We start from the raw sequence: 22815 nt of genomic DNA on the forward strand, positions 1-22815 counted from the left end.
TGTACAAATACATTAAATTTGATAGAATTAATCAACAGTTATGAAGCTAATTGAACTGGCAGAAGAATTAAATGTATCTGCAGAAGCCATAAAACAGTTTATTCAGGATTTTGATCTTGAACTGGTAGACTGTGTCAGTACAAATTTTGATGTAAAAGAAGATTTCGAAAAGTTTGCCCGCGAAAATGTAGATTTTTTAAGGTTATATGAAAAAGATCTTGATAAAAATAAAACACTGGAGCAGATTGCCGAAGTCATTAAGCAGCCAAAAGATAAGGTTGAAAAGGTGATTAAAGACAATAATCTTAATATTTTCGATAATGGTTTTTTCAAATCCTCTATTTCAAGTTATGGAATTGATAATAAACTGGGAGGGAATTATCAGTTTGTCTATGATTATTTCGGACATAAAACCAGCCTTAAACAAAGAGATTTTATAGGATACAGAGATTTGTTTTTTTATACTTCTACTGTTTTGGAACCCTTCCTTAATCCACAACAGATCAAAGATTGGGGCATCAATAAACCTGCAGGCATTATTCTCTACGGACCTCCGGGAAGCGGGAAGATATTCTGGGCTAATAAAATTGCTGAAATCATTGGCTATCAGTTTAAAGAAGTCAAAAAGCACTATTTAGGAACTTCGTTGATTGACGGAAATGAAATCAACTTCAGTGATTTTCTGCTGAGTATGATGAAGGAAAACAAAATGCTGCTTTTCATGGATGATTTTGATGAAATTATGATGCAGAGAAGAGCTGAAAACGATATTGCATCATGCAACCTGGAAGCTCAGGAGCTGATTCTTCATTACATCGGGAAATTTGAAAAAGAAGGTGTTCTGATGGTAGGTTCGGCTAATTCCGTTTCAGAAATTGACGAAGAAATTCTTGCTCCGGGAAGATTTGATGTGATGATACCGATCTTTCCACCGAATGCTTCTGAGCGTTCAGAAATTATTCTTTATGCCATGACCAGAGGACTTGAGGAAGATTCTTTACTCTATAAAATACTTAAAAATAACAAAGCGGATAAAATTCCTTTCTGGCATGAAATCTCTTCAAAGATGAAAGCATTCAGCAATACGATGCTAATAGATTTTACCCAAAGCCTCAAGAAAAGGATTAAAAACCTTTACCAGAGAACCAGAAACGAAAAACTGAAAATTGATCAGAAAATTTTAGAAAGTGCACTGAGGGATGCAGGATCAAAGCTTACTGAAGAATATCTTGATCAGGTAGCGAGATTTCTTGCGGATGCCATTATCAATAATTTTGATGACTTTCGATTCAGAATTGAGGCATTGAAAAATGAACTGGAAACCTACAGAGTTGTTGAAGAACCGCAAAGAGCCATAGGATTCCAGCATAATGAAAATGAGGAAGTAGATAAAGGGTAGACTGTTTAAAATTCAAGGTTTAAAGTTTAAGGCTTTATAAAAATTACTCATCACTCATTACTTATTACTCATTATTTATGAACAGCGTCTGGGAACTGGATACATTCTACAGAAAAAGAGATATCATCATCATTGGTGCCGGATTTTCCGGGCTGTGGACTGCCCTATCCATCAAAGAGAAATATCCTGAAAAATCTGTTCTCATTATTGAACGGAATGCCATTCCTTTGGGTGCTTCCACAAGAAATGCAGGGTTTGCGTGCTTTGGAAGCCTTACCGAGGTTATTGCCGATTCACGGAAAATGGGCTGGGAAAAAACATTGAAACTGGTTAAAATGAGATTTGACGGGCTTCAGAAAATTCAACATTATTTTAAAAATGATGAAATTGATTTCGAACTTAGCGGAGGGTATGAAATTATAAATAACGAAGAACCTCTATCCCACATTGATGCAGTCAATGAAAAGCTGAAAGCAATAACCGGATTGGATCATACTTACACTTTGAAACAGGATAAGATAAAGGAATTCGGACTTGGAAAATCTGAATTCCTGATTGAAAATCCCTGCGAAGGAAGTCTTCACTCAGGAAAGTTAGTACAGAAACTGCTGGAGAAATGCCACGAACTGAAAATCGAGTTTTTATTTGGAACGGAAGTTCAAAATATTGAAGAGACAGGCAAAGTTGAGGTTCAGCTTTCAACTGATCTGTCTGTAATAGCTGATCAGCTCATCTATTGTACCAATGCATTCACTTCAAAGTTTTTGAAAAAAGAAGATGTTATTCCAGCCCGTGGACAGGTTCTTCTGACAGAACCTATAGATGGATTGAAACTTAAAGGGACATTTCATTATGACGAAGGCTATTATTATTTCAGAAATTTAGGAAACCGAGTATTGTTGGGTGGCGGAAGAAAGCAGGATTTTAAAACAGAAGCAACAACGGCTTTTGAGACAACAGAATTTCTGCAGAATCATTTAGAAAACTTTTTGAAAGAAGTCATTCTGCCTCATCAAAATATTAAAATTGCCCTCCGTTGGTCAGGAATAATGGCTATGGGAGAAGAAAAGTCGCCTATCGTAAAACAAGTTTCTGAAAGACAGTTTTGTGCGGTAAGACTTTCAGGAATGGGGGTTGCTCTGGCTCCTAAAATTGGGGAAATGATAACGGAAATGATTTGATGAATGATTTTAGAAATTATAGGCTGGAAGCTGGAAGTTGGAAATTAAATACACGCTCTCAATCCCCAACCCTCTAAAACCCTCTTAGTCTCAAACTCGCACCTAAAACTTTAAATTCGGAACTTTAAATCCGCACCTCTCCACTCTAAAAGAATTCCTTATTTTTGCAAAAAAGAAACATTCGTGATTAACAACGACCAGATAAAAGAAGTTCAATCCAGAATTGAAGACTTACACAGATACCTCCAGATTGAAAAAAAGAAGATTGAAATTGCCAATGATGACGAAAAAACTGCGGCACCCGAATTTTGGGATAATCCAAAAACTGCTGAAGCATTTCTAAAACAGCTTCGTTCCAAGAAAAAATGGGTAGAAGGCTATGATGAAATTCAGACACAGTTTGAAGACTTACAGGTTTTAGCTGATTTTGCTAAAGAAGATCCTGATTCTGAAAAAGAACTGGATGAAACCTTCCCGCAATTGGTGGAAAAAATTGAAGATCTGGAATTCAAAAATATGCTTTCCAACGAAGGGGATGAACTTTCTGCAGTGCTGCAGATTACAGCAGGAGCAGGAGGAACAGAAAGTTGCGACTGGGCAGCTATGCTAATGAGAATGTATACGATGTGGGCAGAAAAGCAAGGCTATAAAATCCGTGAACTGAACTTCCAGGAAGGTGATGTGGCAGGTGTGAAGACTGTTACCCTTGAAATTGAAGGAGAATTCGCTTTTGGATATTTAAGAGGTGAAAACGGAGTACACCGTTTAGTAAGAATTTCCCCTTTTGACAGTAATGCAAAACGCCATACAAGTTTTGTTTCCGTATATGTGTATCCTTTGGTGGATGATACGATTGAAATTAATATCAATCCGGCAGATATCAGCTTTGAAACCATGAGAGCTTCCGGAGCTGGAGGACAGAACGTAAACAAGGTAGAAACTGCTGTACGTCTTCGTCACGCACCTACAGGAATTATTATTGAAAACTCAGAATCCCGTTCTCAGCTTCAGAACAAAGAAAAGGCCATGCAGCTCCTTCGTTCAAGACTTTACGAAATGGAATTGGAAGAGCGTATGAAAGCCAGAAATGAGATTGAAGCCAACAAAATGAAGATTGAGTGGGGAAGCCAGATCAGAAACTACGTTATGCATCCATACAAACTGGTAAAAGATGTACGTTCAGGTCATGAAACTTCAGATGTAGATGCCGTAATGAACGGAAATATCACTCCATTCCTGAAAGCATTCTTAATGGCCGATGGAACGGCAGTTTCCGATGATGATATGGACTTATAAAAATCATGTTTGAATTTTAGTTAAAATCTTATAATTAATTTTTGTTTCAGACATTTTAGGCTTACTTTTGTTGTTCATCGATATTTATGGAAGATTTCAATAGCTGGAAGGATTTATTAAACCCGGAGTTTTATATAAAAATGGGAGGGTTTTGGCTGATTTTGTTTATTGTTTTTGCTGAAACAGGTCTTTTTGTAGGATTTTTTCTACCTGGAGATTCACTACTGTTCGTTTCGGGAATTTATGCTGTTGAAATCATCAAAGAGACTTTTGGCTCTACAGGGAGCGATTTCTTAGATACCACATTGTTAGCTTCAGGAGTAGCTCTTGCAGCTATTATTGGAAATGAAGTTGGATACTACTTCGGAAGAAAAGCAGGACCAGCTTTATACAAAAGACCGGATTCAATGCTTTTCAAGAAAAAATACCTTTATCAGGCACACGATTTCTTTGAAAAACACGGTGCATTAGCTGTTATTATGGCAAGATTCTTACCGGTTGTAAGAACTTTTACCCCTATTGTAGCAGGTATTGTAAAAATGGATAAAAAAGAGTTTTTAAGAGATAATATTATCGGTGCTGTATTATGGTCATTCATTTTGATCTTTGCAGGACATTATCTGGATAAACTTTTCATGGAACAGTTTGGAATCAACCTGAAACAAAAGCTGGAATACATCATTATCGTCATTGTATTAGTGACTACACTTCCGGTGATCTTCAAGTTCGTTTTCGGAAAAAAAGAAGATCTTGCTAAAAAATACGAAGATCAGGATTTTGAATAAATAAGAAATTCAATTAAAAAAATATAGAGCCGTCTCAACAATGAGATGGCTTTTTTATATAGAAGAGATGTTTTTACCACGCAAAGCTCGCAAGGTTATTATTATGGTCTGTTATTTTTTAGTTCGCAGAGGCGTTTCACTTAGCTAAGTCACCTGCCTAGCTGAAAGAAGTGTCTTTGCGACCGAGAGATATAAGCATTAAAATTCTTTTGCACCCATAGCGTTTTTAATACATCTACCAGGCAAAAATTGTTTTTTTATACTGGATATTTAAAAGATTCTTATGAACGAATTGTTTAAAATAATAGTTTAATTATTTTTTGCATTAAATAATAGCTATTTTTTAATCCATTCCAGAATATTTGGGTAGATAATACTGTCTCTTTTTCTTTTACTGAAAAACCTTGGTGCATGTCCCGCTCCTTTCATGAAAATGAATTTGTGTGGAACATTCATATTGGTAAGTGCAGAGTCCATCGCGATTCCCTGATGTTGATTCACCAGTAGATCATTATTTCCCTGAAATAACAAGGTCGGAACATCTGTAATATTGGCAATGGGACTTGCTTCTTTAAAGGCTTCCGATATTTTTTTCCGGTCAAACTTAGTCCCTACTACCTTTTGAAAAGTAGGAGAGGTGTATTTGGAATAAAAAGATTTAAGATATTCAGAGCTGTAAAAATCTGTAGGTCCGCTTAAAGAGATGATTTTTTTGATCTGTTCAGGATGTTGATATCCGTAAAGTAAGGCGAGATGTCCACCGGCACTTTCTCCCAGTAGAATATAATTGTTAGGTTGCACCTCTGCTTTTTCTGCTAAAGAATTGAATTTTTCAATGGCCAGAGCAATATCCTCAAGTTGCTGTTTGTAAGTGATTTTTTCCTTTGTAGAAACCAATCTATAATTCATGTTAATACTTGGAATTTTGTTTTCAAAGAGCATTTTCTGAACCTGAATCATATGTTCCTTTTTACCCAAAGTCCAGGCTCCACCATGAACGATAAGGACTACAGGAGAATCTACAGCATAATCTTTGGGAAGAAAGACATCCATTTTCTGTCTTTTATGCTCACCATATTTCAGATTGTAAATCTTTTGCTGGCCTCCGGTACCCACCCAAACTCTGAATTTTGTGTTGCAGGACTGCAGGAGAAAACCAATGCATCCCATGACGAAAAAATGATACCTGAGAATGAGCTTTTTCATTACTTAAATTTACGAAAAATTCTATTGATTATGACGTAATCAATACTTAATTAAAGCTTTTCTGCGGTCTTTGATGAAAGTCCTTTTTTGATGGTAATAATGCCTTTTTCACCTTCTTTGAAAATAAAAGAAATCTCAGTGTCATCATCTTGCAGGAAAAATGCATCTTCTTTTTCAGCAAAAATTCTGACCTTAGGATCTTTATTGTTCTGCATAAAAAGCTGTCCGTTTTCGTACAGAATATGAATAATGCTATCATCGGGAAGCTGATAATCTCCCACATATTTTTTTAGTACATCTGCGTTCAATATTACTTCTTTTTTGGGTTCTGGAAGTGTGTATGGCTGTTCTAACAGGGCTGCTAAAATAGTATTTCCAGCTTTCTCCAGCTTTTTACTTGTAATGTTGTTCAAAAGGATAATGCAGAGGTCATCTTCAGGAAGCATGGCAAAATAGCTTGTAGAGCCTTCTATATTTCCGCCATGGTTAATGAGTTTTTTCCCGTAAAGATCATCAATAAACCAACCGTAGCCATAACCGCTTAAATATGGTGTGGTAGCTTTTTTAAAAGCTTCTTTGGATACAATTTTATAATCTCTCAATCCGATATAGTAATTGTACAGGTCTTCGGCAGTACTATATATTTGTCCTGCTGGGCCCGTTAATGTGGAATTCCATACTTCAGTTTTTTCCTGTCTTGTCTTTGAAATATAAGAATAAGGAACTGTTTTGTGCGGACTTTTCAAAGCCATGTAATTAAATCCGGTATGATTCATCTTCAGAGGATTTAAGATGATTTTTCTTACAGCATTTTCATAGGAAAGTCCTGTGAGTTTTTCAATAATGAGTCCCAATATAATATAGCCTGAATTGGTATAAGAAAATTGAGTGCCGGGCTCAAAATCCAATGGCTCATTTTTAAAATATGAAAGTTCTTTATCTTTTGGTATAGACTTTCCGGTGTGAAGAAGATTGAAATACTCTTTATTTCTCAATACTTCATAAATTCCGGAAGTATGAGTAAGGAGATGTTCGATAGTAATTTCATTTCCTCTAGGATAATCAGGAATAAACTTTGAGACAGGATCTTTAAAAGAAAGCTTTCCTTCTTCGCTTAGCTTTACAATGACCAGGGCTGTGAAAGATTTGGTTAAAGAAGCAATCTGATATATACTTTTGTCCTGATTGGAAATCTTTTTTTCCGCATCTTGCCAGCCGTATGATCTTTCAAAGATGTTTTTATTCTGATAATGAATCAAAGCAGTTCCATTAAATTTGTTAATTGCAGCAAATGCTTTTATAATGCTGTCTATTTCCTCTTTCTTGCTTCCCTGGTTAATAGTGGTGAGATGATCTTCTGTCTGAGCTTTCAGAGTAGATAATGTACTGAACAAACAAAACACGCATCCTAAAACTAAAATATGAAATTGACGTTGCATAGGTATCAGATTTTAAAAACGATTAAAATTACAGGTTTTCAGCGTAGCGGCTCAAAGAATTATTGTATCTGGGCAAATGTTTTGATATTGCTTTCAATGCTAAAGACAGTGCTTCTTTGTATTCTCCTGCTGAAGAAAGGGAAAGGGCTAAAAAAGAATCTACCGCATCATCCAGTTCATCAGAATAATGGGCTTTTTCTTCCCTTAAAATATGGATACTTTCTTCTATTTTTCCATTATTTCTTAATGTACTAGCCAGCTGAATTCTTGCTCTTCTTCTTCGTAAGCCAGTTAATCCTTTTTCTAATGCTGATCTGTACAAAGGTTCTGCTTCCTTTTCATGTCCGGTGGAGTCAAAAGCGCAGGCTTTTTCAAAATCAGCAATAGCCTGGGAATCCGTTTCCGTAAGTAATTCTACATGATCTTTAATTTGCCCAATAAACTCTTCACTGCTTATAGTTCCAAGTTTTAGCCATATACGTTGTAATTGGTTTTCCCAGTTTTTATCCATCGAATAGATTTTAAACAAAGATATAAAATATTGAAAGTGAAGGATTGTTGAAAGATTCTTATAATTTTGAAAATTATTGTTAGATTATGAATCTAAAAACGGAATTAAATAATTATTTTTGCTGAACTTAACAAAGATTAAAAAATTATTAAAATATGGCATCAGGCTTTTTTGCAATTTTGGATGATATTGCAGCATTGATGGATGATGTAGCGGTTACGAGTAAGGTTGCTACCCAAAAGACAGCAGGAATTTTAGGAGATGACCTGGCTGTAAATGCAGAAAAAGCCACTGGCTTTCTTTCCTCAAGAGAAATTCCCGTTTTATGGGCAATTACCAAAGGATCATTTATCAATAAGCTGATTATTCTTCCTGTCGTTTTTTTACTTAATTGGTTGTATGCTCCGGCTATTAATTATGTATTGATTCTTGGAGGATTCTACCTGGCTTTTGAAGGCGTTGAAAAAGTAATAGAATTTCTTTTTCACCGTGACAAAAAGGGTCATGAAGTGATAGAGGAAATTGAAGAAGACGAAAAAAGTTCTGAAGAAATTGAAAAAGAGAAAGTAAAATCGGCAATTACAACAGATTTTATTTTATCAATTGAGATCGTTATTATTGCTTTAGGAACTGTATTGGAAGAAAGTCATCCTTTCATTACGCAGATTTTAGTAACGAGCCTGGTTGCATTTATCGCTACTGTCGGAGTTTATGGAATTGTAGCTTTGATCGTAAGAATGGATGATGCAGGGTTTAAATTAATAAAGAAAAGTAATGATAAAGGGTTTTTCGGAAGGCTTGGACATTTATTAGTGAAGGCTTTACCTATTGTTATTAAAATATTAGGAGTCGTAGGAACAATTGCTTTAATTATGGTTGCTGGTGGAATTTTTCTACATAGAATTGAATTTTTCCATGGTATACTTCCAACCTGGCCAGATGTGTTGAAAGAGCTTACGCTTGGCGTTGTTGGCGGATTGGCAGCGGTTGCCGTATTTACTGTAGGAAAGGGAATCTATTCCTTAGCGACAAAAAAATAAAACAGAATTAGAATTAAATAACCAAAAAATCCTGTAATCGTGAGAGTGCAGGATTTTTTATGATTAGATTTAAACCTTGAATATAAAACTTTGAACTTTAAACAAAAAAAAGAGACTTTTTACAAGCCTCTTTTTCTATATTAATTGAATAAATCTTTTACTTTATCAAAAAAAGTTTTTTCCTTTCCGGATGGTTCTGCAACCATTTCTCCGCTGGACATCTGCTTTTCAAAGAATTCTTTCTGGTCTTTAGTAAGCTTCTGTGGAGTCCAAACATTGATGTGGATAAACATGTCTCCTTTACCATAACTATCGATACTTGGAAGTCCTTTTCCTGCCAATCTTAAGATCTTTCCGGATTGAGTTCCCGGATCAACGGTAATTTTTACTTTTCCACCTACGGTAGGAATTTCTTTCTTAGTTCCTAAAGCAGCTTCAGCAAATGAAACATACAGTTCCTGATGAAGATTATCGCCTTCTCTCTTGATTACCTGATCTATTTCTTCTTCAATGATCACCAATAAATCTCCAGGAACACCTCCAAATGGAGCGTCATTTCCTTTTCCTCTTACATTAAGCTGGATACCATCTCTTGCTCCTGCCGGAATGTTGATCGTGATTTCCTCTTCATCTTTGATAAGACCTTGTGCATTGGCTCCTGCAGGAATTTTGTCGGCAACTTTTCCAATTCCCTGACAAGTACTACATGTAGTTTGAGTCTGCATTTGACCGAACATGGTATTCATTACTTTTAACTGAACACCGGAACCATTACAGGTAGGACATGTTTTTGAAGTGGCACCTTCTGCCATCTTCATTTTCTTTACTTTGATGGTTTTCTGAGTACCATTTACCATTTCCTCAAGGTTCAGCTTGATTCTGATTCTTAAATTAGAACCTTTCACCTGCTGACGGCCTCCACCGCCACCACCGAATCCTCCGAAACCACCACCGAAAATATCTCCAAACTGACTGAAAATATCTTCCATGTTCATTCCGCCTCCGAAGCCACCGCCTCCGAAACCGCCATTTCCACCTACTCCGGCATGACCGAACTGATCGTATCTGGCACGTTTCTGATCGTCGCTCAGAACTTCATAAGCTTCAGCAGCTTCTTTGAATTTTTCTTCAGCCTCTTTATCTCCTGGATTTTTATCCGGGTGAAATTTGATGGCCATTTTACGGTATGCTTTTTTTATTTCGTCGGCAGATGCAGATTTGCTGATCTCAAGAACCTCGTAATAATCTCTTTTTGACATGACAATTTTATAATTGATTGTTGATAAATGATAAAAGATATTGTAAAGCTAATAAGTGAAACATTCATCAATTATCACTCACCATTTATCATTTATGAATTTTAATTTCCTGTTACTACTTTTGCAAAACGGATTACTTTATCATTTAAAGTGTATCCTGTTTCAATAACGTCTACGATTTTTCCTTTCAAATCTTCCGATGGAGCAGGGATCTGAGTAATCGCTTCATGGAAATCAACATCAAAGCTGTCTCCAGCCTTTACTTCCATTGTTTTTAGTCCTTTTTCGGTAAGTTTATTCTTGAATTTCTGATAGATAAGCTCGACACCTTGCAGGTCAGCCGGATTTCCGTTTTTAGCGATTTCTTTTAAAGCTCTTTCAAAATCATCTAAAACTCCTAACATTGAAACCATCATTTCCTGGTTAGCATACTGGAAGAATTCGATCTTCTCTTTGCTCGTTCTTTTTTTATAGTTTTCGAATTCAGCATACAATCTGATGTAACGATCTTTCTCTTCTGCCAAAAGTTCCTCTGGAGAAGGAGTAGCTGTCACATTGTCCTGAGACGTTGCGTCATTCTGAACGTTGTTTTCTTCCTGATTATTGATGCTTTCTTCGTTAATATCCTGGTTTTCCATAATTCAATATTTATTTACTGATTGTTTGACAAAGAGCCTGCCAAATCTAAAATCTGGACATTAAGGCAGAAAAATGAGTAGCGGTGAATCGTGAATACGTCAATGCCTTCGCTTGTGAATTTATCGGGATAAAGTGTAGTTTAAAAATTGACTTTGCGCAGCAAAAATTGGCCATTGCCTACTCACCTTAATAATAGTAAAGATGTCAATCCGCTTCGCTTGTGAATTTTGAGTAGCATAAGTTTAAAAATTGACTTTGTGAAGCAAAAATTGACTATTGACCATTCACTCAAGAATGTCCAATAGTCAATTTTAAAACTATAGTTGTATTTTTTATTCTCCTGTAAACGTCTGGTACAATAGGTACAGATTTAAAACAATGATGATGATGGAAATAATCCATACACAGATTTTAAGGAAAGGCTTATTGGCAAATTCACCCATTTTGGCTTTATCATTGGTAAACATTACCAATGGAACAACAGCGAAACTCAACTGCATGGATAGAATTACCTGGCTTAAAACCAATAATTCGGTGGTTCCCTGTTCTCCGTAAAGAATGGCAACAATAAGTGCCGGAATTACAGCAATAAGTCTGGTGATCAACCTTCTCAGCCATGGTTTTAATCTGATGTTCAGGAAACCTTCCATTACGATCTGTCCGGCAAGAGTTCCTGTTAATGTTGAGTTTTGCCCGGATGCTAATAAAGCAATGGCAAACGCAATGCTTGCCATAGAAGCTCCCAGAATAGGCGTTAACATTTTATAGGCATCATGAATATCCGCCACATGTTCGTTACCTGTAGTATGGAATGTAGCAGCTGCCAGAATAAGGATTGCCGCATTGATGAAAAATGCCAGCATTAATGAAACTGTACTGTCTATAGTAGCAAACTTTATGGCTTCTTTTTTTCCTTCGGTATCACGGGTATAATCTCTGGTCTGTACAATACTGCTGTGCAGATACAGATTGTGTGGCATTACGGTGGCTCCTAAAATTCCGATTGCAATATAGAGCATGGCTGGATTCTGAATGATTTCTTTTTGTGGAACCAAACCTCCCAGAATCTCATTAAAAGCAGGTTGCGAAATGATAATTTCATACACGAAACACGCCAGAATTATGAAGATAAGCCCTCCTACAATACTCTCAATCCATCGGAAACCTTTAGACTGAAGTAAAAGAATGATTAAAACATCCACTGTTGTAATGACAATTCCCCAGGTTAGCGGGATATGGAATAGCAGGTTCAGTGCAATGGCTGAACCAATAACCTCAGCAAGATCACAGGCGGCAATAGCTATTTCACAGAATACCCAGAGAATAAAATTAGTGGTAGGACTGAAGTGGTCTCTACAAGCCTGAGCAAGATCTCTTTCTGCAACAACTCCCAGTTTTACGGACAAGTGCTGTAAAACCATTGCAAAAATATTGGAAATAAGGATAACCGAAAGGAGTGTATACCCAAATTGAGCTCCCCCGGCAATATCTGTAGCCCAGTTTCCGGGATCCATATAGCCTACTGCAATCATCAGTCCTGGTCCTGCAAATGCAAGATATTTTCTCCAAAAAGTTGCATTTTTAGGGACTTTGATTGATGAATAAACCTCTGATAAAGAATGGTTGGTTTTATCTTTTCGCCAGGCGCTTTTTATATTGAAATTCATAAATGTTAGAATTGACTAACAAATTTAATTAAATAAATGTAAACAGAAAAATCATGACCTAAAAAAATCCCGGAAATTGCTTTCCGGGACCTAATTTTTATTGACTCTAAAGATTATTTTGCAAATCTTACAGCCATTTTTCTGTCGGCAGCTCTTTCAGCATCAGAAGCTTTTGCATCTACTTTAGCAAATTTGCTTCCATAGCCTTCAGCTTCTAAGACCTGAGCACCAACTCCTGCTTTTACTAAAGCAGCCTTGATATATTCAGCTCTGGCTTTTGATAGTTTTACATTGTTGGCTTCGTTTCCGGTTTTGTCTGTATAACCTCCGATTTTGATTTTTGCATCAGGGAAAGCTTTAAGGATAGCCACTAAGTTATCTAATTGCCCTTGTGAACCTGCTTCAAGTTCAGTAGAACTTCCCATTTTGAAATTTACGTGATCGAAATCGTACCACTTATCTTTCAATGCTGCATCATCAGCTGCATTTTTGTAGTTTCCGGATTTCAGGAATGTAATCATCTGATCTTCCATTCCTCCCTTGTAACCTTTTAACATCACTCCATTAAGATCAATGTCTTCATCTGTTTTAGCTGTTGCAGGAGCAGGTGTAGCTGTAGCTGTTCCTGTTGTAGCAGCCGTATCTGTAGTTGAGCTGGTTGCTGCAGAATCAGATGTTGTGGTAGTGGTTGTAGTGGTTTGTTTTTTCTCACACTGCTTCCATAAGAAATAAGCAGCAGCGATCAATAATAAAAGCGGAAGCAACCATTTCCAGATTGATCCTCCGCCTTGATTATTATTGTTATTATTTTCAAACCTTTCTCTTACTTCTCTTGCTCCTTCTGAAACATTTTCTCTTGCTGTAGCCACACCTTCAGCGATGTTATCTTTAGCAGTAGAAGTTACCGAAGAAACTGTTTCTTTTGCCTGGCCAAACCAATTTTCAGCACCTAATCCAAAGGAAGCTAAAGAAAGACCTGCAGGCAATAAAGAAGAAATAATGCCTTTCTGATCATTCAGTAAGCTGGAAATACCTGAAGCACCCAAGTTATTGTCTGCTGCATATTTTCCTACAGTGCCTACTGTAGCCCCAGTCACCAGGTTTAACAAAGAACTTGCAGAGGTATTGCTTACTCCTGAAAAACTGGCAATAGAATTTACTAATGCACTTACTTTATCTCCAAAAATTGAAGACAACAAGTTTGAAATAATAGGATTACTGGACGAACCACCTAATAAATTTCCTAAAATTCCACTTGAAGAGGCTTGTGTAATAGCATCCACAACGCCAGGTTTATCTGCATTATTGGCTAATCCACCTACTACAGCAGGTAATAATCCGCCAATTGCTTTAGAAATACCGGATTCACTTTCTCCAAACTGCGATGCAGCCTGTGAAACCAATGCGGGACCTAATTGTCCTTTAATTAAATCAATGACATTTAAAGACATAATAATAAATTTTTTTGATTAATGTTGAGATAAATTTAAACAAAAATCCGTCCAAATGTCATTTTTTTTTGAATATTTCTTTAAAAATTAACGATTTTTTTCTAAATCGTTAAAATTTTTAATAAGCTTTTGCAAATAATACACGTCTCTTAGATGGTTTTCCTGAAATCAAAGAAATTCCTTCTTCTACATCATTATCCAGAGGAATACATCGGATCGTAGCCTTCGTTTCATCCTTGATTTGTTCCTCTTCTTCAGCTGTTCCATCCCAGTGAGCATAGATGAATCCACCTTTCTCTTCAAGAACTTTTTTGAATTCTTCATAAGTATCCACTTTCGTGATATTATTTTTTCTGAATTCAAATGCTTTGTTATAAATATCCTGCTGAATCGTTTTCAATAGATCTTCAATATAAGAATCAAGTCCATCAATAGAACGAACTTCTTTGGTCAGATTGTCTCTTCTTGCAATTTCTACAGATTTATTTTCAAGGTCTCTTGGTCCCATTGCGATTCTTACAGGAACTCCTTTCAACTCATATTCTGCAAATTTCCATCCTGGTTTGTTCTGAGTATCATTGTCAAACTTCACAGAAATACCTTTTGCTCTCAATTTAGCCTGAATATCTAAAGCCACTTCACTGATTTGTGCCAGTTGTTCTTCTCCTTTAAAGATAGGAACAATTACCACCTGAATTGGCGCAAGGGTAGGAGGCAATACTAATCCGAAATCATCAGAGTGCGTCATAATTAAAGCACCCATCAGACGGGTAGAAGTTCCCCATGATGTAGCCCAAGCATGTTCTATCTTTCCTTCCTTGTTGGTGAATTTTACATCAAATGCTTTTGCGAAATTCTGACCTAAGAAGTGAGATGTTCCAGCCTGTAAAGCTTTTCCGTCCTGCATTAATGCTTCAATACAATAAGTCTCATCAGCCCCTGCAAATCTTTCAGATGGAGTTTTTAACCCTTGAATTACAGGAATAGCCATAAAGTTTTCTGCAAAATCTGCATATACTTTATTCATTTTTTCTGCTTCTTCAATAGCTTCATCTTTTGTAGCGTGAGCGGTGTGACCTTCCTGCCATAAGAATTCTGCTGTTCTTAGGAAAAGACGGGTTCTCATTTCCCAACGAACAACATTTGCCCATTGGTTGATTAATATCGGTAGGTCTCTGTAAGACTGAATCCAGTTTTTGTAGGTATTCCAGATAATTGCTTCTGAAGTAGGGCGAACAATAAGTTCTTCTTCAAGTTTTGCGTCCGGATCCACAATCAGTTTGGAAGGGTTGTCCGGATCGGTTTTTAACCTGTAGTGGGTAACAACAGCACATTCTTTTGCAAAACCTTCTGCATTTTTTTCCTCAGCCTCAAACAAGCTCTTGGGCACAAAAAGCGGGAAGTATGCGTTAACGTGACCTGTTTCTTTGAATTTTTTATCCATTTCATCACGCATTTTTTCCCAGATCGCATAGCCATACGGTTTAATTACCATACATCCACGCACGCCTGAGTTTTCAGCTAAATCAGCTTTTACAACCAGCTCATTATACCATTTGCTGTAATCTTCGCTTCTTGAGGTTAATTTTGCCATTATTTTTTAAAATTTTTTTAACTTTTGTACATTATTGTTATCTAAAAATAAAAATCTATTTTTGATAGATTTTTTTACCAGTATTTTGGTACATTTTTGGTACAGATTGCAAATATAATTTAAATTAAAAATTTTTACGTTATCATGAAAAGAAATATACATAAAAATTTGCTTGGTCTGCTAAGATCCAAAGGGATATTGGCTATATCGGGCGGATTATTACTTGTGTCTTGTGGTGCTCAGATGGGAGGGTATAGCGAGACAGATGGGGTGTATTACGACCCCAATAAGGATACGCTACCTGAAGGAGTTATCATTAATGATAGCGGAAACAGAGTAGGAGAATACTATGATTACTATCAGGATTCTAATGTAATTCAGAATGCACAGACGAATTCCAGAGAACAGCAAAACAGATATAATGACTGGAGTGGCACCAATACAAATTGGAACTCTAATGCTACAGACTCCGACTGGGGACTTTATTCAGGGTCTCAGACTAACTACTATGACAACTCATGGGGATGGGGATCTCCTTGGGGATGGTATGGCGGTTACAGCCCGTATTGGGGCTGGGGTATGAACCGTGGCTGGGGCTGGGGTGCAAGCATGTCCTGGGGTTGGGGCGGATCATTCGGTTGGGGCTGGGGAGGCTCTTACGGATGGGGAAGTCCATACTGGGGATACGGCTATGGCGGATATTATGATCCATTCTGGGGTGGATACTACGGAAATCCTTACTGGGGTTACGGAGGTGGTTACTGGGGTGGTGGCTACTACAACAGGCCTGTTTACAGAAGAAGTGGTATTAGTGGAGGTGGATTCCAGAATACAGGGGTAGCCAACGCAGTTTACAGAACGAATACAAATAATTCAGGTTTCAGAAACACTAATAATAATGGTGGTTTCAGAGATACTAACTCAAACGGAGGTTTCAGAAATAGTAATGGAGGTTTCAGAGATGGTAATTCTGGAGGTTTTAGAAACGGTAATTCCGGAGGCTTCAGAAATACACAATCTAATGGTGGATTCCGTAACTCTGCGCCACAAACTAGACCTAATTACAATTATCAGCAACCACAACCAAGATATAACAACAATAACGGAGGCTTCAGATCTAATGATTCAGGAGGTTTCAGATCTAGTGGTGGTTTCAACTCCGGTGGAGGCGGCTTCAGAGGCGGTTCTTCAGGAGGCGGTGGCGGAATGAGATCCGGCGGCGGAGGCAGAGGAGGCTTCAGATAATTTTTCAAATTAATAAACTATTAAAAAATAATGTTAAAAAAATCTTTAGTATTAATGAGCATTTCTGCTGCATTTTATGCACAGGCTCAGGATGTTTCTGTAATAAGAAATACAGTAGAGGTTTATTCAAGTACTCCTATGGTGGGATCAGCTAAGTTTAATGCGATGGCTGGAGCTAATGGTGCGCTGGGTGGTGATGCAAATTCTTTGCTTACGAACCCTGCAGGTTTGGGAGTCGCTATTTCAGGAGAGGTTTCAGGAACTTTATCTATTTTAGGAAATAAAAACAAAAGTTCTTTAGGAGGATCTACAATCGATTATAGTAAAACCAAAGGTGACCTTGGGAATGCAGGAGGAGTAATTGCTTTTCCTTTGATGACAGAAACCGGATGGAAGTTTATCAATATTGGTATTAATTTTTCTAATCAGACTCTGGACAATGTAATTCAGTCTCCAGGAAATAATAATGTTGTTTATGCTTTTGATAAAGCTGATCCTACCAAGGATGCTGCATTGGCGGGGCATATGTATGAAAGATACGGTAACTTGTCAAAGATGAGTTTTGGAGTTGGAGCCAACTATAATCATAATTTATATTTAGGAGCAGGTTTTAACTTTTTCAACACTTCATTGGATCAGTATGATACTTTGTTGTACCGAAACATTGCCAATGGTTCTACAGAAGCATTCAGTAAGCAGGATACTCCGTATTCAGAAAGATCTTCAGGTTTTTCTGCGTCATTAGGGGTAATTGGAAAGTTGAGCCCTAACTTCAGGGTAGGAGCATCTCTTGAAACTCCTACATTCTGGACAATAGACAGAAATTATTATTTCTATAATGATCCTGTTTATGGAGACGATATGGGAGCTGAAAACAGAAAATTTACTTCACCTCTTAAAGCAACGGTGAGTGCTGCGTTTGTAGCAAGTAAAAACTTCTCTTTGAATGTAGACTATACGCTTGGACTTACAAAACCTGATTATAAAGTATATGGAGGAGCAGAAAGAGAGTTGAATGATTTCTTTAAAGATAATTACAAGAATCTTTCAGAAGTAAGAGTAGGGGCTGAGTACAGAGTACAGCAGTTCAGATTGAGAGGAGGATATTCTTACCAGTCAAGTCCTTTTGATGCACTTACAATCAGTAGATTTAATGATGCAGGTACTGTGGGAGATGAGTCTTACGACAATCTTATGCTAAGTGATAGAAATACACTTTCTTTCGGTATTGGATATGATTTCAAATCATTCTATATCGATGCATCTTATCAAAATATCTCTTCCAAATATGTAAATCCTTTTATGAGAGGATATATGGGAGATAATTTTGATTCATCATATTATTCTTCAAGTAAAATTATTGAAAGTCAGGATTATGCTGTAAGTAATGTGAAAAACAACAGAAATAATTTCTTCCTTACTTTAGGATGGAAATTCTAGTCTGATGCTTTAAAAATATCAAAATATACAAAGAGGCTACCCGAAAAGTTTGGGCAGCCTCTTTTTTTGTTGATTTTTGTCTCATACTAATATACAATAGAAGTATATGTATATTCATTTTTTAATCCGGATTCTGCACCAGATTTGGCTGGATCTGGATTTGCTGTTCTGGAATATATTCTACCACTCTGTTATGGGTGTAAGGTACAGTATAAAATACATTACTTCCACTTAAATGGGTGCCGGGATATTGTCTGTCGAGATCCCGTTTGTTTCTGAATACATCGTATTTTCTATGTCCTTCAAAAGCCATTTCCAATCTTCTTTCCAGTAAAACAAGGTCAAGAGCAGTTTGTCCTGCAGGAACTGAATTATATACAGGTATTCCAGCTCTTGTTCTGATGGTGTTTACGTCTGCGAGTGCTGAAGCAGTATTTCCTTTTTTTGCAGAGGCTTCGGCTCTGTTCATGTATATTTCTGCCAGTCTTATAACAACCGGAGACCACAATTGCGGAATCCCTTCCTGTAATGAACATTTTAAAACATAAAATTTAGGATATCCGTTTCTTTTATCCATATCATTATCCAGGTAAACATAAGTTTTTCCACCGGTTGCATTTACAAAATAATAATTTGTTTTGTTGGGTGTTACTTCAGATTGTACCTGATAATTGATATTATTCATGGTAAAATAAGTATTTCCATTCTGCTGGAAAGTCTTTTGAAATTGATAACTGTAGGTGGTGGCACCGGATGAGTTGGTTCCTTTTTGTACCCAATATGCTACTGGAACTAACGGACTGCTGTATTTAGGAGAAATAAATTTCAGTCTTGCATCCTGAGGATTCTGATTGATAAGATCCAGATAAGAAGAAGATGCATACATTTCACCCCAGCCCACATTCTGTATAGTGGCATACATAGAGCCTATAGTATACCAGCCATCACTATAGTCTCCATCTTTATTATATTTAAATGCAAAAATGGTTTCGGTATTCGATTCAGGAGTTTTGGTAGCATAAGCAGGTAATTCTGTTTTAGACAGAAGGGTATATTTCCCGGAATTGATGACTTTATCTGCATATTCTATCGATTTATCATTATTTTCCATGTATAAATAGACTCTGGAAAGTAAAGCCTGTGCTGCTTCTTTGGATGCATATATGTTGTTTTTATCCAGAGTCATCAGTTTTTCTGCTTTCAGAAGATCGCTTACCACTTGATTGTATATTTCTCCCACAGTGGCTCTGGCAGGCAAATCGTTGACGTCGTCAGATAGTTTTAAAGGAACTCCGGAATTGCCGGTCCCTTGATTATATGGTCTTCCAAATACATTCACCATAGAAAAGTATACATAAGCTCTTAAGAAATAATTTTCGCCTATGAGCTGATCTGTTTCTGTGTCTTTTCCTTCGGCAACCTTTGATATTACTCTGTTACACCCAATAATAGCCTTGTATCCGGAGTTCCAGATCGTATTGGTGCGGGCATTGTTTTTAATACTTTTGTAATTATAATAATAAAAGAATGAATCGGTGGTAGTTCCGCTGATATCAATATTATCTCCACCATATTCACTGATCCTGTATAGGTTGTTGTAAAAGCCACCGCCATCAGCATCGCCTTTAAGCAATGCATAATTTCCTAGTGTTATGGTTTTCAGTCCTGTAGCATCCGACAGGATAACATCAGACTCTTTTGAATCATATGGTGAACGGTCTATATTACATGCCGTTAATGATACTATAAGAATGGGAATAAGTATTTTTTTCATAATTATTTTTTTTAAAAAGAAAAGTTTAAGCCTAAGGAAAATCTTCTCGGAATAGGGTAGATGGCTCCTGCATTGCCTGAATAGACACTTTGGCTGTCTGCATTACCAACTTCCGGATCTACTCCAGAGAATTTGGTGATGGTAAATAAATTTTCTCCCATGATATAAATATTCGCTGATTTTATTTTCATCTTTTCTGTTAGAGATGCCGGTAAATTATATCCTATTCTCAGGGATCTTAACTTGACAAAGCTGGCATCCTCAAGATAACGTGACGAAGGCTTATTTGTTAATGAATTATTGTTGTATAGTGCAGCCGGATGGGTTGCGATATCTCCCGGCTTTTCCCATCTTGTCCATCCATCTTTTAAAACCATCTGGTTGTAATAAGGATAGGCACCGTCTGAATCAAATAATTCTCTGTAGGAGTTATACACTTGTCCACCTTGAGAGAAATAAATATTTGCGGCAAGGTAGAAATTTTTAACATTCAGATTAGTGCTTACAGAGCCGTAATAATCAGGTGTGGAAGCTCCTACTACTTGTACGGTAGCTAGGTTGTATTTTGAGGTTGCACTTCTGCTTCCGTCCGGATTAATTACCTCCCATTGTCCTTCACCATTGTCAGGATTTACACCTAACCACTTTCTCATATAGAAAGAGTTAACATCATATCCTTGTATAGCTACATGATAATTCTCTAATACCTGTGTACTGTTGTTTCGGGTAGAAAGTACACTGTTTTTATAGGTGCTGATATTGAACCCCAGATCCCAGTTGATATCTTTGGAGCGGATAATGGAATAATTGACATTGAACTCCCAGCCTTTGTTTTTTACATCGCCGATATTTAGATACTGTCTGTCAACCCCTGTCAATGATGGTAAGGGAACAAGCACCAGTAAATCTTTTGTTTTATTATTAAAATAATCAATATTTAAAGTCAGTCTGTTGTTAAATGCCCTGATATCCGTACCGATATTATTCTGATAGATTGATTCCCAGGTTAGCCCAGGGTTTCCGAGCTGGTACCATGTGGCTCCTATCTCTCCGTTATACTTCTCTGTAAGTCTATATAGGTCCTGCCATCCGTAATCCGGACTGGGTGTATTTCCTACAAGCCCTCTGCTTGCTCGTAATTTCCATTCATTAACAGGTTTTACTTTGAAAAAATTTTCTTTATGAATATTCCATCCCACACTATATGCATAGAATAAACCGTTTCTTTTGTTAGCACCGAATGCAGAAGATGATTCGCTTCTTAAAGACCCCTGGATAAAATATTTTTTATCATATACATACTCTGTGTTAAACAGGAGTGCATTATAAGCGCGGTCAAGCTTTCGCCCTGTTGGCTTTTGTCCTGTGGTTGCTCCAGTATTAAAAACATCTGTACCAGGTACTACGCCATAAACACCTGCTCTTGATGACTTATAGAATCTGTCGGTGTATTCATACGCAGCTAATGCGTTGATGTTATGATTTCCAAAATCTTTGTCAAATCTCAGCATCTGGTTGAAAAATTTGCTGATATCTCTTTGATAGTTTTCTGTTAGCCCCCCTTTATTACTTGTTCCACTGATCGATCTGGGATCGGTATAGTACATGTCATCATAGTTTTTGTAGGTAACATTGTTGGTACTGATGAATTTTAGATAATCAGTAAACCTGACTTCAGCATCCAGATTTCCTATGAGATCCAGTTGATTACTTTTGCCATAGTTCCATTGAAGGTCATAAAGGTAACTGCTTTTATCTCTTCCATACCAATCTGCGTAATCCTCATCCACCCGGATCAGATTTCCATTGGCATCTCTGGGATTGTCCCATGGCATATTAAGGTACATCTGATAAAGAGAAGCCTGAGTATCTTTTCCTGTGGTATATGATAAGCTGACTTTGGGTTTCAGTATCAACCAAGGCTTTATGGTCTGTTCATGGTTGATTCTGAATGAGAGTCTATTGTATTCATCTCCTTTTATTGTTCCGGTTTCATTATAATAATTTCCTGAAATATAGGTTTTGGAATGGTCTGATCCACCTCTGAAATCAATAGTGTAATTTTGTACAACTCCTGTTTGTGTACCGCCTTTCAGCCAGTTGTAGCCATCGTTTCTAAGGGTTTTAGGGATTTCAGGTGCTCCTTTTAATGAGGTGAAATAATCATACAGCTGCGTTCCGTTCATAAGCTTGAAACGCCCGTTGTTAAACACATTAAAAGAATTATTAAGAGATGCACTTAATGTTCCTTTTCCTGAATTTCCTGATTTGGTAAACACCTGTACAATACCATTTGCAGCTTTAGAGCCATACAAGGCTGTAGAAGCGGCATCTTTTAAGATATTGATACTTTCAATCTGATTGGGGTCCAGATTGGGGGCATAGGGCATTACTACGCCATCCACTACCCAAAGGGCAGAACTAGGGCCATTGATCGTAGAAGTACCCCTGATTTTTACAGTGGCTACAGAACCTGCAGAACCTCCGCCAGGTAAGATTTGAACGCCAGCGGCTTTTCCCTGCAGAAGACCTGATACGCTGGGGGTATTGGAATCCTGAAGTTTTTTGTCGGAAATAACAGAAACGGCAGCTGTAAGGCTGGATCTTTTCTGTGCCTTGTAGCCGATAATTACAATGTCATCAATTTTTTTTTCTTCTAAAGAATCTGTTTTCTTTGTGGTTTGTGCTGCTATAAAACCCGTCATTAAAAAAAAACAGACTGATGTCGTTAAGCTTTTTTGTTTTTTCATACATATTTAGGTGATGGTAATGTCGCTAATGTACAAAAAACAATGTATCGGTGCTGTGTGTGTGTTAAAAAATGTTAAACAATGTGTTTTGTTTTATTTTTGAATGTAAATATTTAATTTTTATTTATTCTTTTATGTA

At 37.0% G+C, this 22815-nt stretch carries 17 protein-coding genes; 7 read left to right on the top strand and 10 right to left on the bottom strand.

The features are described from left to right. The first annotated feature begins 40 nt into the window (after nucleotides 1–40). The 4 genes from BUE84_RS06795 to BUE84_RS06810 all read left to right on the top strand — a co-directional run bounded on the left by BUE84_RS06795 (nucleotide 41) and on the right by BUE84_RS06810 (nucleotide 4661). Nucleotides 41–1399 (top strand): AAA family ATPase, encoded by a 1359-nt coding sequence (locus tag BUE84_RS06795; RefSeq protein ID WP_079240980.1) that lies wholly within the window; start codon nucleotides 41–43, stop codon nucleotides 1397–1399. A gap of 77 nt (nucleotides 1400–1476) precedes the next feature. Beyond that, a complete protein-coding gene (locus tag BUE84_RS06800) occupies nucleotides 1477–2580 on the top strand; it encodes an NAD(P)/FAD-dependent oxidoreductase (RefSeq protein ID WP_079240981.1) in 1104 nt (367 codons plus the stop codon). A 183-nt stretch (nucleotides 2581–2763) separates the two neighbouring features. Beyond that, nucleotides 2764–3876, top strand: coding sequence for a peptide chain release factor 2 (gene prfB / locus BUE84_RS06805; RefSeq protein WP_079240982.1), 1113 nt, complete (start codon nucleotides 2764–2766; stop codon nucleotides 3874–3876). An 86-nt stretch (nucleotides 3877–3962) separates the two neighbouring features. Then, nucleotides 3963–4661, top strand: a complete 699-nt coding sequence (locus BUE84_RS06810; RefSeq protein ID WP_034697501.1) for a DedA family protein — start codon at nucleotides 3963–3965, stop codon at nucleotides 4659–4661. A gap of 336 nt (nucleotides 4662–4997) precedes the next feature. Here BUE84_RS06810 and BUE84_RS06815 read toward each other — a convergent pair whose 3' ends face one another. From BUE84_RS06815 to BUE84_RS06825, 3 genes are read right to left on the bottom strand one after another with little or no spacing between them, the layout of a single operon-like run. Then, nucleotides 4998–5867: an alpha/beta hydrolase gene (locus tag BUE84_RS06815; protein ID WP_079240983.1), complete on the bottom strand. Its 870-nt coding sequence runs from the start codon at nucleotides 5865–5867 to the stop codon at nucleotides 4998–5000. 50 nt (nucleotides 5868–5917) lie between these two features. After that, nucleotides 5918–7306 (bottom strand): serine hydrolase, encoded by a 1389-nt coding sequence (locus BUE84_RS06820; protein ID WP_079240984.1) that lies wholly within the window; start codon nucleotides 7304–7306, stop codon nucleotides 5918–5920. 28 nt (nucleotides 7307–7334) lie between these two features. Beyond that, the gene (locus BUE84_RS06825; RefSeq protein ID WP_238594381.1) at nucleotides 7335–7817 is read right to left on the bottom strand and encodes a tetratricopeptide repeat protein; all 483 of its coding nucleotides are present in this window, start codon (nucleotides 7815–7817) and stop codon (nucleotides 7335–7337) included. A 155-nt stretch (nucleotides 7818–7972) separates the two neighbouring features. On the opposite strand from BUE84_RS06825, the gene BUE84_RS06830 reads away from it, so the two are divergent. Further along, nucleotides 7973–8857 carry a DUF808 family protein gene (locus BUE84_RS06830; RefSeq protein WP_079240986.1) on the top strand — a complete coding sequence of 295 codons (885 nt, stop codon included), beginning with the start codon at nucleotides 7973–7975 and terminating at the stop codon, nucleotides 8855–8857. Nucleotides 8858–8997: 140 nt separating this feature from the next. Here BUE84_RS06830 and dnaJ read toward each other — a convergent pair whose 3' ends face one another. From dnaJ to proS, 5 genes are all read right to left on the bottom strand, one after another. Next, nucleotides 8998–10116 (bottom strand): molecular chaperone DnaJ, encoded by a 1119-nt coding sequence (gene dnaJ / locus BUE84_RS06835; RefSeq protein WP_079240987.1) that lies wholly within the window; start codon nucleotides 10114–10116, stop codon nucleotides 8998–9000. Nucleotides 10117–10217: 101 nt separating this feature from the next. Continuing rightward, nucleotides 10218–10757 carry a nucleotide exchange factor GrpE gene (locus BUE84_RS06840; protein WP_409993849.1) on the bottom strand — a complete coding sequence of 180 codons (540 nt, stop codon included), beginning with the start codon at nucleotides 10755–10757 and terminating at the stop codon, nucleotides 10218–10220. Between the two features lie 330 nt (nucleotides 10758–11087). Continuing rightward, nucleotides 11088–12422 carry an Nramp family divalent metal transporter gene (locus BUE84_RS06845; protein ID WP_079240989.1) on the bottom strand — a complete coding sequence of 445 codons (1335 nt, stop codon included), beginning with the start codon at nucleotides 12420–12422 and terminating at the stop codon, nucleotides 11088–11090. A gap of 113 nt (nucleotides 12423–12535) precedes the next feature. Continuing rightward, a complete protein-coding gene (locus BUE84_RS06850) occupies nucleotides 12536–13873 on the bottom strand; it encodes an OmpA family protein (RefSeq protein WP_079240990.1) in 1338 nt (445 codons plus the stop codon). A 118-nt stretch (nucleotides 13874–13991) separates the two neighbouring features. Continuing rightward, nucleotides 13992–15467, bottom strand: a complete 1476-nt coding sequence (proS, locus tag BUE84_RS06855; RefSeq protein ID WP_034695259.1) for a proline--tRNA ligase — start codon at nucleotides 15465–15467, stop codon at nucleotides 13992–13994. 144 nt (nucleotides 15468–15611) lie between these two features. On the opposite strand from proS, the gene BUE84_RS24195 reads away from it, so the two are divergent. Together BUE84_RS24195 and BUE84_RS06875 are read left to right on the top strand one after the other, a co-directional pair. After that, nucleotides 15612–16712 carry a prolyl-tRNA synthetase gene (locus tag BUE84_RS24195; protein WP_099049836.1) on the top strand — a complete coding sequence of 367 codons (1101 nt, stop codon included), beginning with the start codon at nucleotides 15612–15614 and terminating at the stop codon, nucleotides 16710–16712. A 54-nt stretch (nucleotides 16713–16766) separates the two neighbouring features. Then, nucleotides 16767–18152, top strand: a complete 1386-nt coding sequence (locus tag BUE84_RS06875) for an OmpP1/FadL family transporter (RefSeq protein ID WP_238594382.1) — start codon at nucleotides 16767–16769, stop codon at nucleotides 18150–18152. 121 nt (nucleotides 18153–18273) lie between these two features. Here the strand turns inward: BUE84_RS06875 and BUE84_RS06880 are convergent, their stop codons facing one another. Further along, nucleotides 18274–19926 carry a RagB/SusD family nutrient uptake outer membrane protein gene (locus BUE84_RS06880; RefSeq protein ID WP_079240994.1) on the bottom strand — a complete coding sequence of 551 codons (1653 nt, stop codon included), beginning with the start codon at nucleotides 19924–19926 and terminating at the stop codon, nucleotides 18274–18276. 11 nt (nucleotides 19927–19937) lie between these two features. Further along, the gene (locus BUE84_RS06885; protein ID WP_079240995.1) at nucleotides 19938–22676 is read right to left on the bottom strand and encodes a SusC/RagA family TonB-linked outer membrane protein; all 2739 of its coding nucleotides are present in this window, start codon (nucleotides 22674–22676) and stop codon (nucleotides 19938–19940) included. Nucleotides 22677–22815: the final 139 nt, after the last annotated feature.

It is taken from the genome of Chryseobacterium indologenes, from assembly GCF_002025665.1.
In the GTDB taxonomy this organism is placed as follows: Bacteria; Bacteroidota; Bacteroidia; order Flavobacteriales; family Weeksellaceae; genus Chryseobacterium; species Chryseobacterium metallicongregator.

Bases quoted from the DNA above. Each gene is read 5' to 3' on its own strand.
- BUE84_RS06795 (WP_079240980.1), top strand. From the start codon at position 41: ATGAAGCTAATTGAACTGGCAGAAGAATTAAATGTATCTGCAGAAGCC.
- BUE84_RS06880 (WP_079240994.1), bottom strand. From the start codon at position 19,926: ATGAAAAAAATACTTATTCCCATTCTTATAGTATCATTAACGGCATGT.
- BUE84_RS06875 (WP_238594382.1), top strand. From the start codon at position 16,767: ATGAGCATTTCTGCTGCATTTTATGCACAGGCTCAGGATGTTTCTGTA.
- dnaJ (WP_079240987.1), bottom strand. From the start codon at position 10,116: ATGTCAAAAAGAGATTATTACGAGGTTCTTGAGATCAGCAAATCTGCA.
- BUE84_RS06810 (WP_034697501.1), top strand. From the start codon at position 3,963: ATGGAAGATTTCAATAGCTGGAAGGATTTATTAAACCCGGAGTTTTAT.
- BUE84_RS06800 (WP_079240981.1), top strand. From the start codon at position 1,477: ATGAACAGCGTCTGGGAACTGGATACATTCTACAGAAAAAGAGATATC.
- proS (WP_034695259.1), bottom strand. From the start codon at position 15,467: ATGGCAAAATTAACCTCAAGAAGCGAAGATTACAGCAAATGGTATAAT.
- BUE84_RS06885 (WP_079240995.1), bottom strand. From the start codon at position 22,676: ATGAAAAAACAAAAAAGCTTAACGACATCAGTCTGTTTTTTTTTAATG.
- BUE84_RS06820 (WP_079240984.1), bottom strand. From the start codon at position 7,306: ATGCAACGTCAATTTCATATTTTAGTTTTAGGATGCGTGTTTTGTTTG.
- BUE84_RS06825 (WP_238594381.1), bottom strand. From the start codon at position 7,817: ATGGATAAAAACTGGGAAAACCAATTACAACGTATATGGCTAAAACTT.
- BUE84_RS06830 (WP_079240986.1), top strand. From the start codon at position 7,973: ATGGCATCAGGCTTTTTTGCAATTTTGGATGATATTGCAGCATTGATG.
- BUE84_RS06850 (WP_079240990.1), bottom strand. From the start codon at position 13,873: ATGTCTTTAAATGTCATTGATTTAATTAAAGGACAATTAGGTCCCGCA.
- BUE84_RS24195 (WP_099049836.1), top strand. From the start codon at position 15,612: ATGAAAAGAAATATACATAAAAATTTGCTTGGTCTGCTAAGATCCAAA.
- BUE84_RS06845 (WP_079240989.1), bottom strand. From the start codon at position 12,422: ATGAATTTCAATATAAAAAGCGCCTGGCGAAAAGATAAAACCAACCAT.
- BUE84_RS06815 (WP_079240983.1), bottom strand. From the start codon at position 5,867: ATGAAAAAGCTCATTCTCAGGTATCATTTTTTCGTCATGGGATGCATT.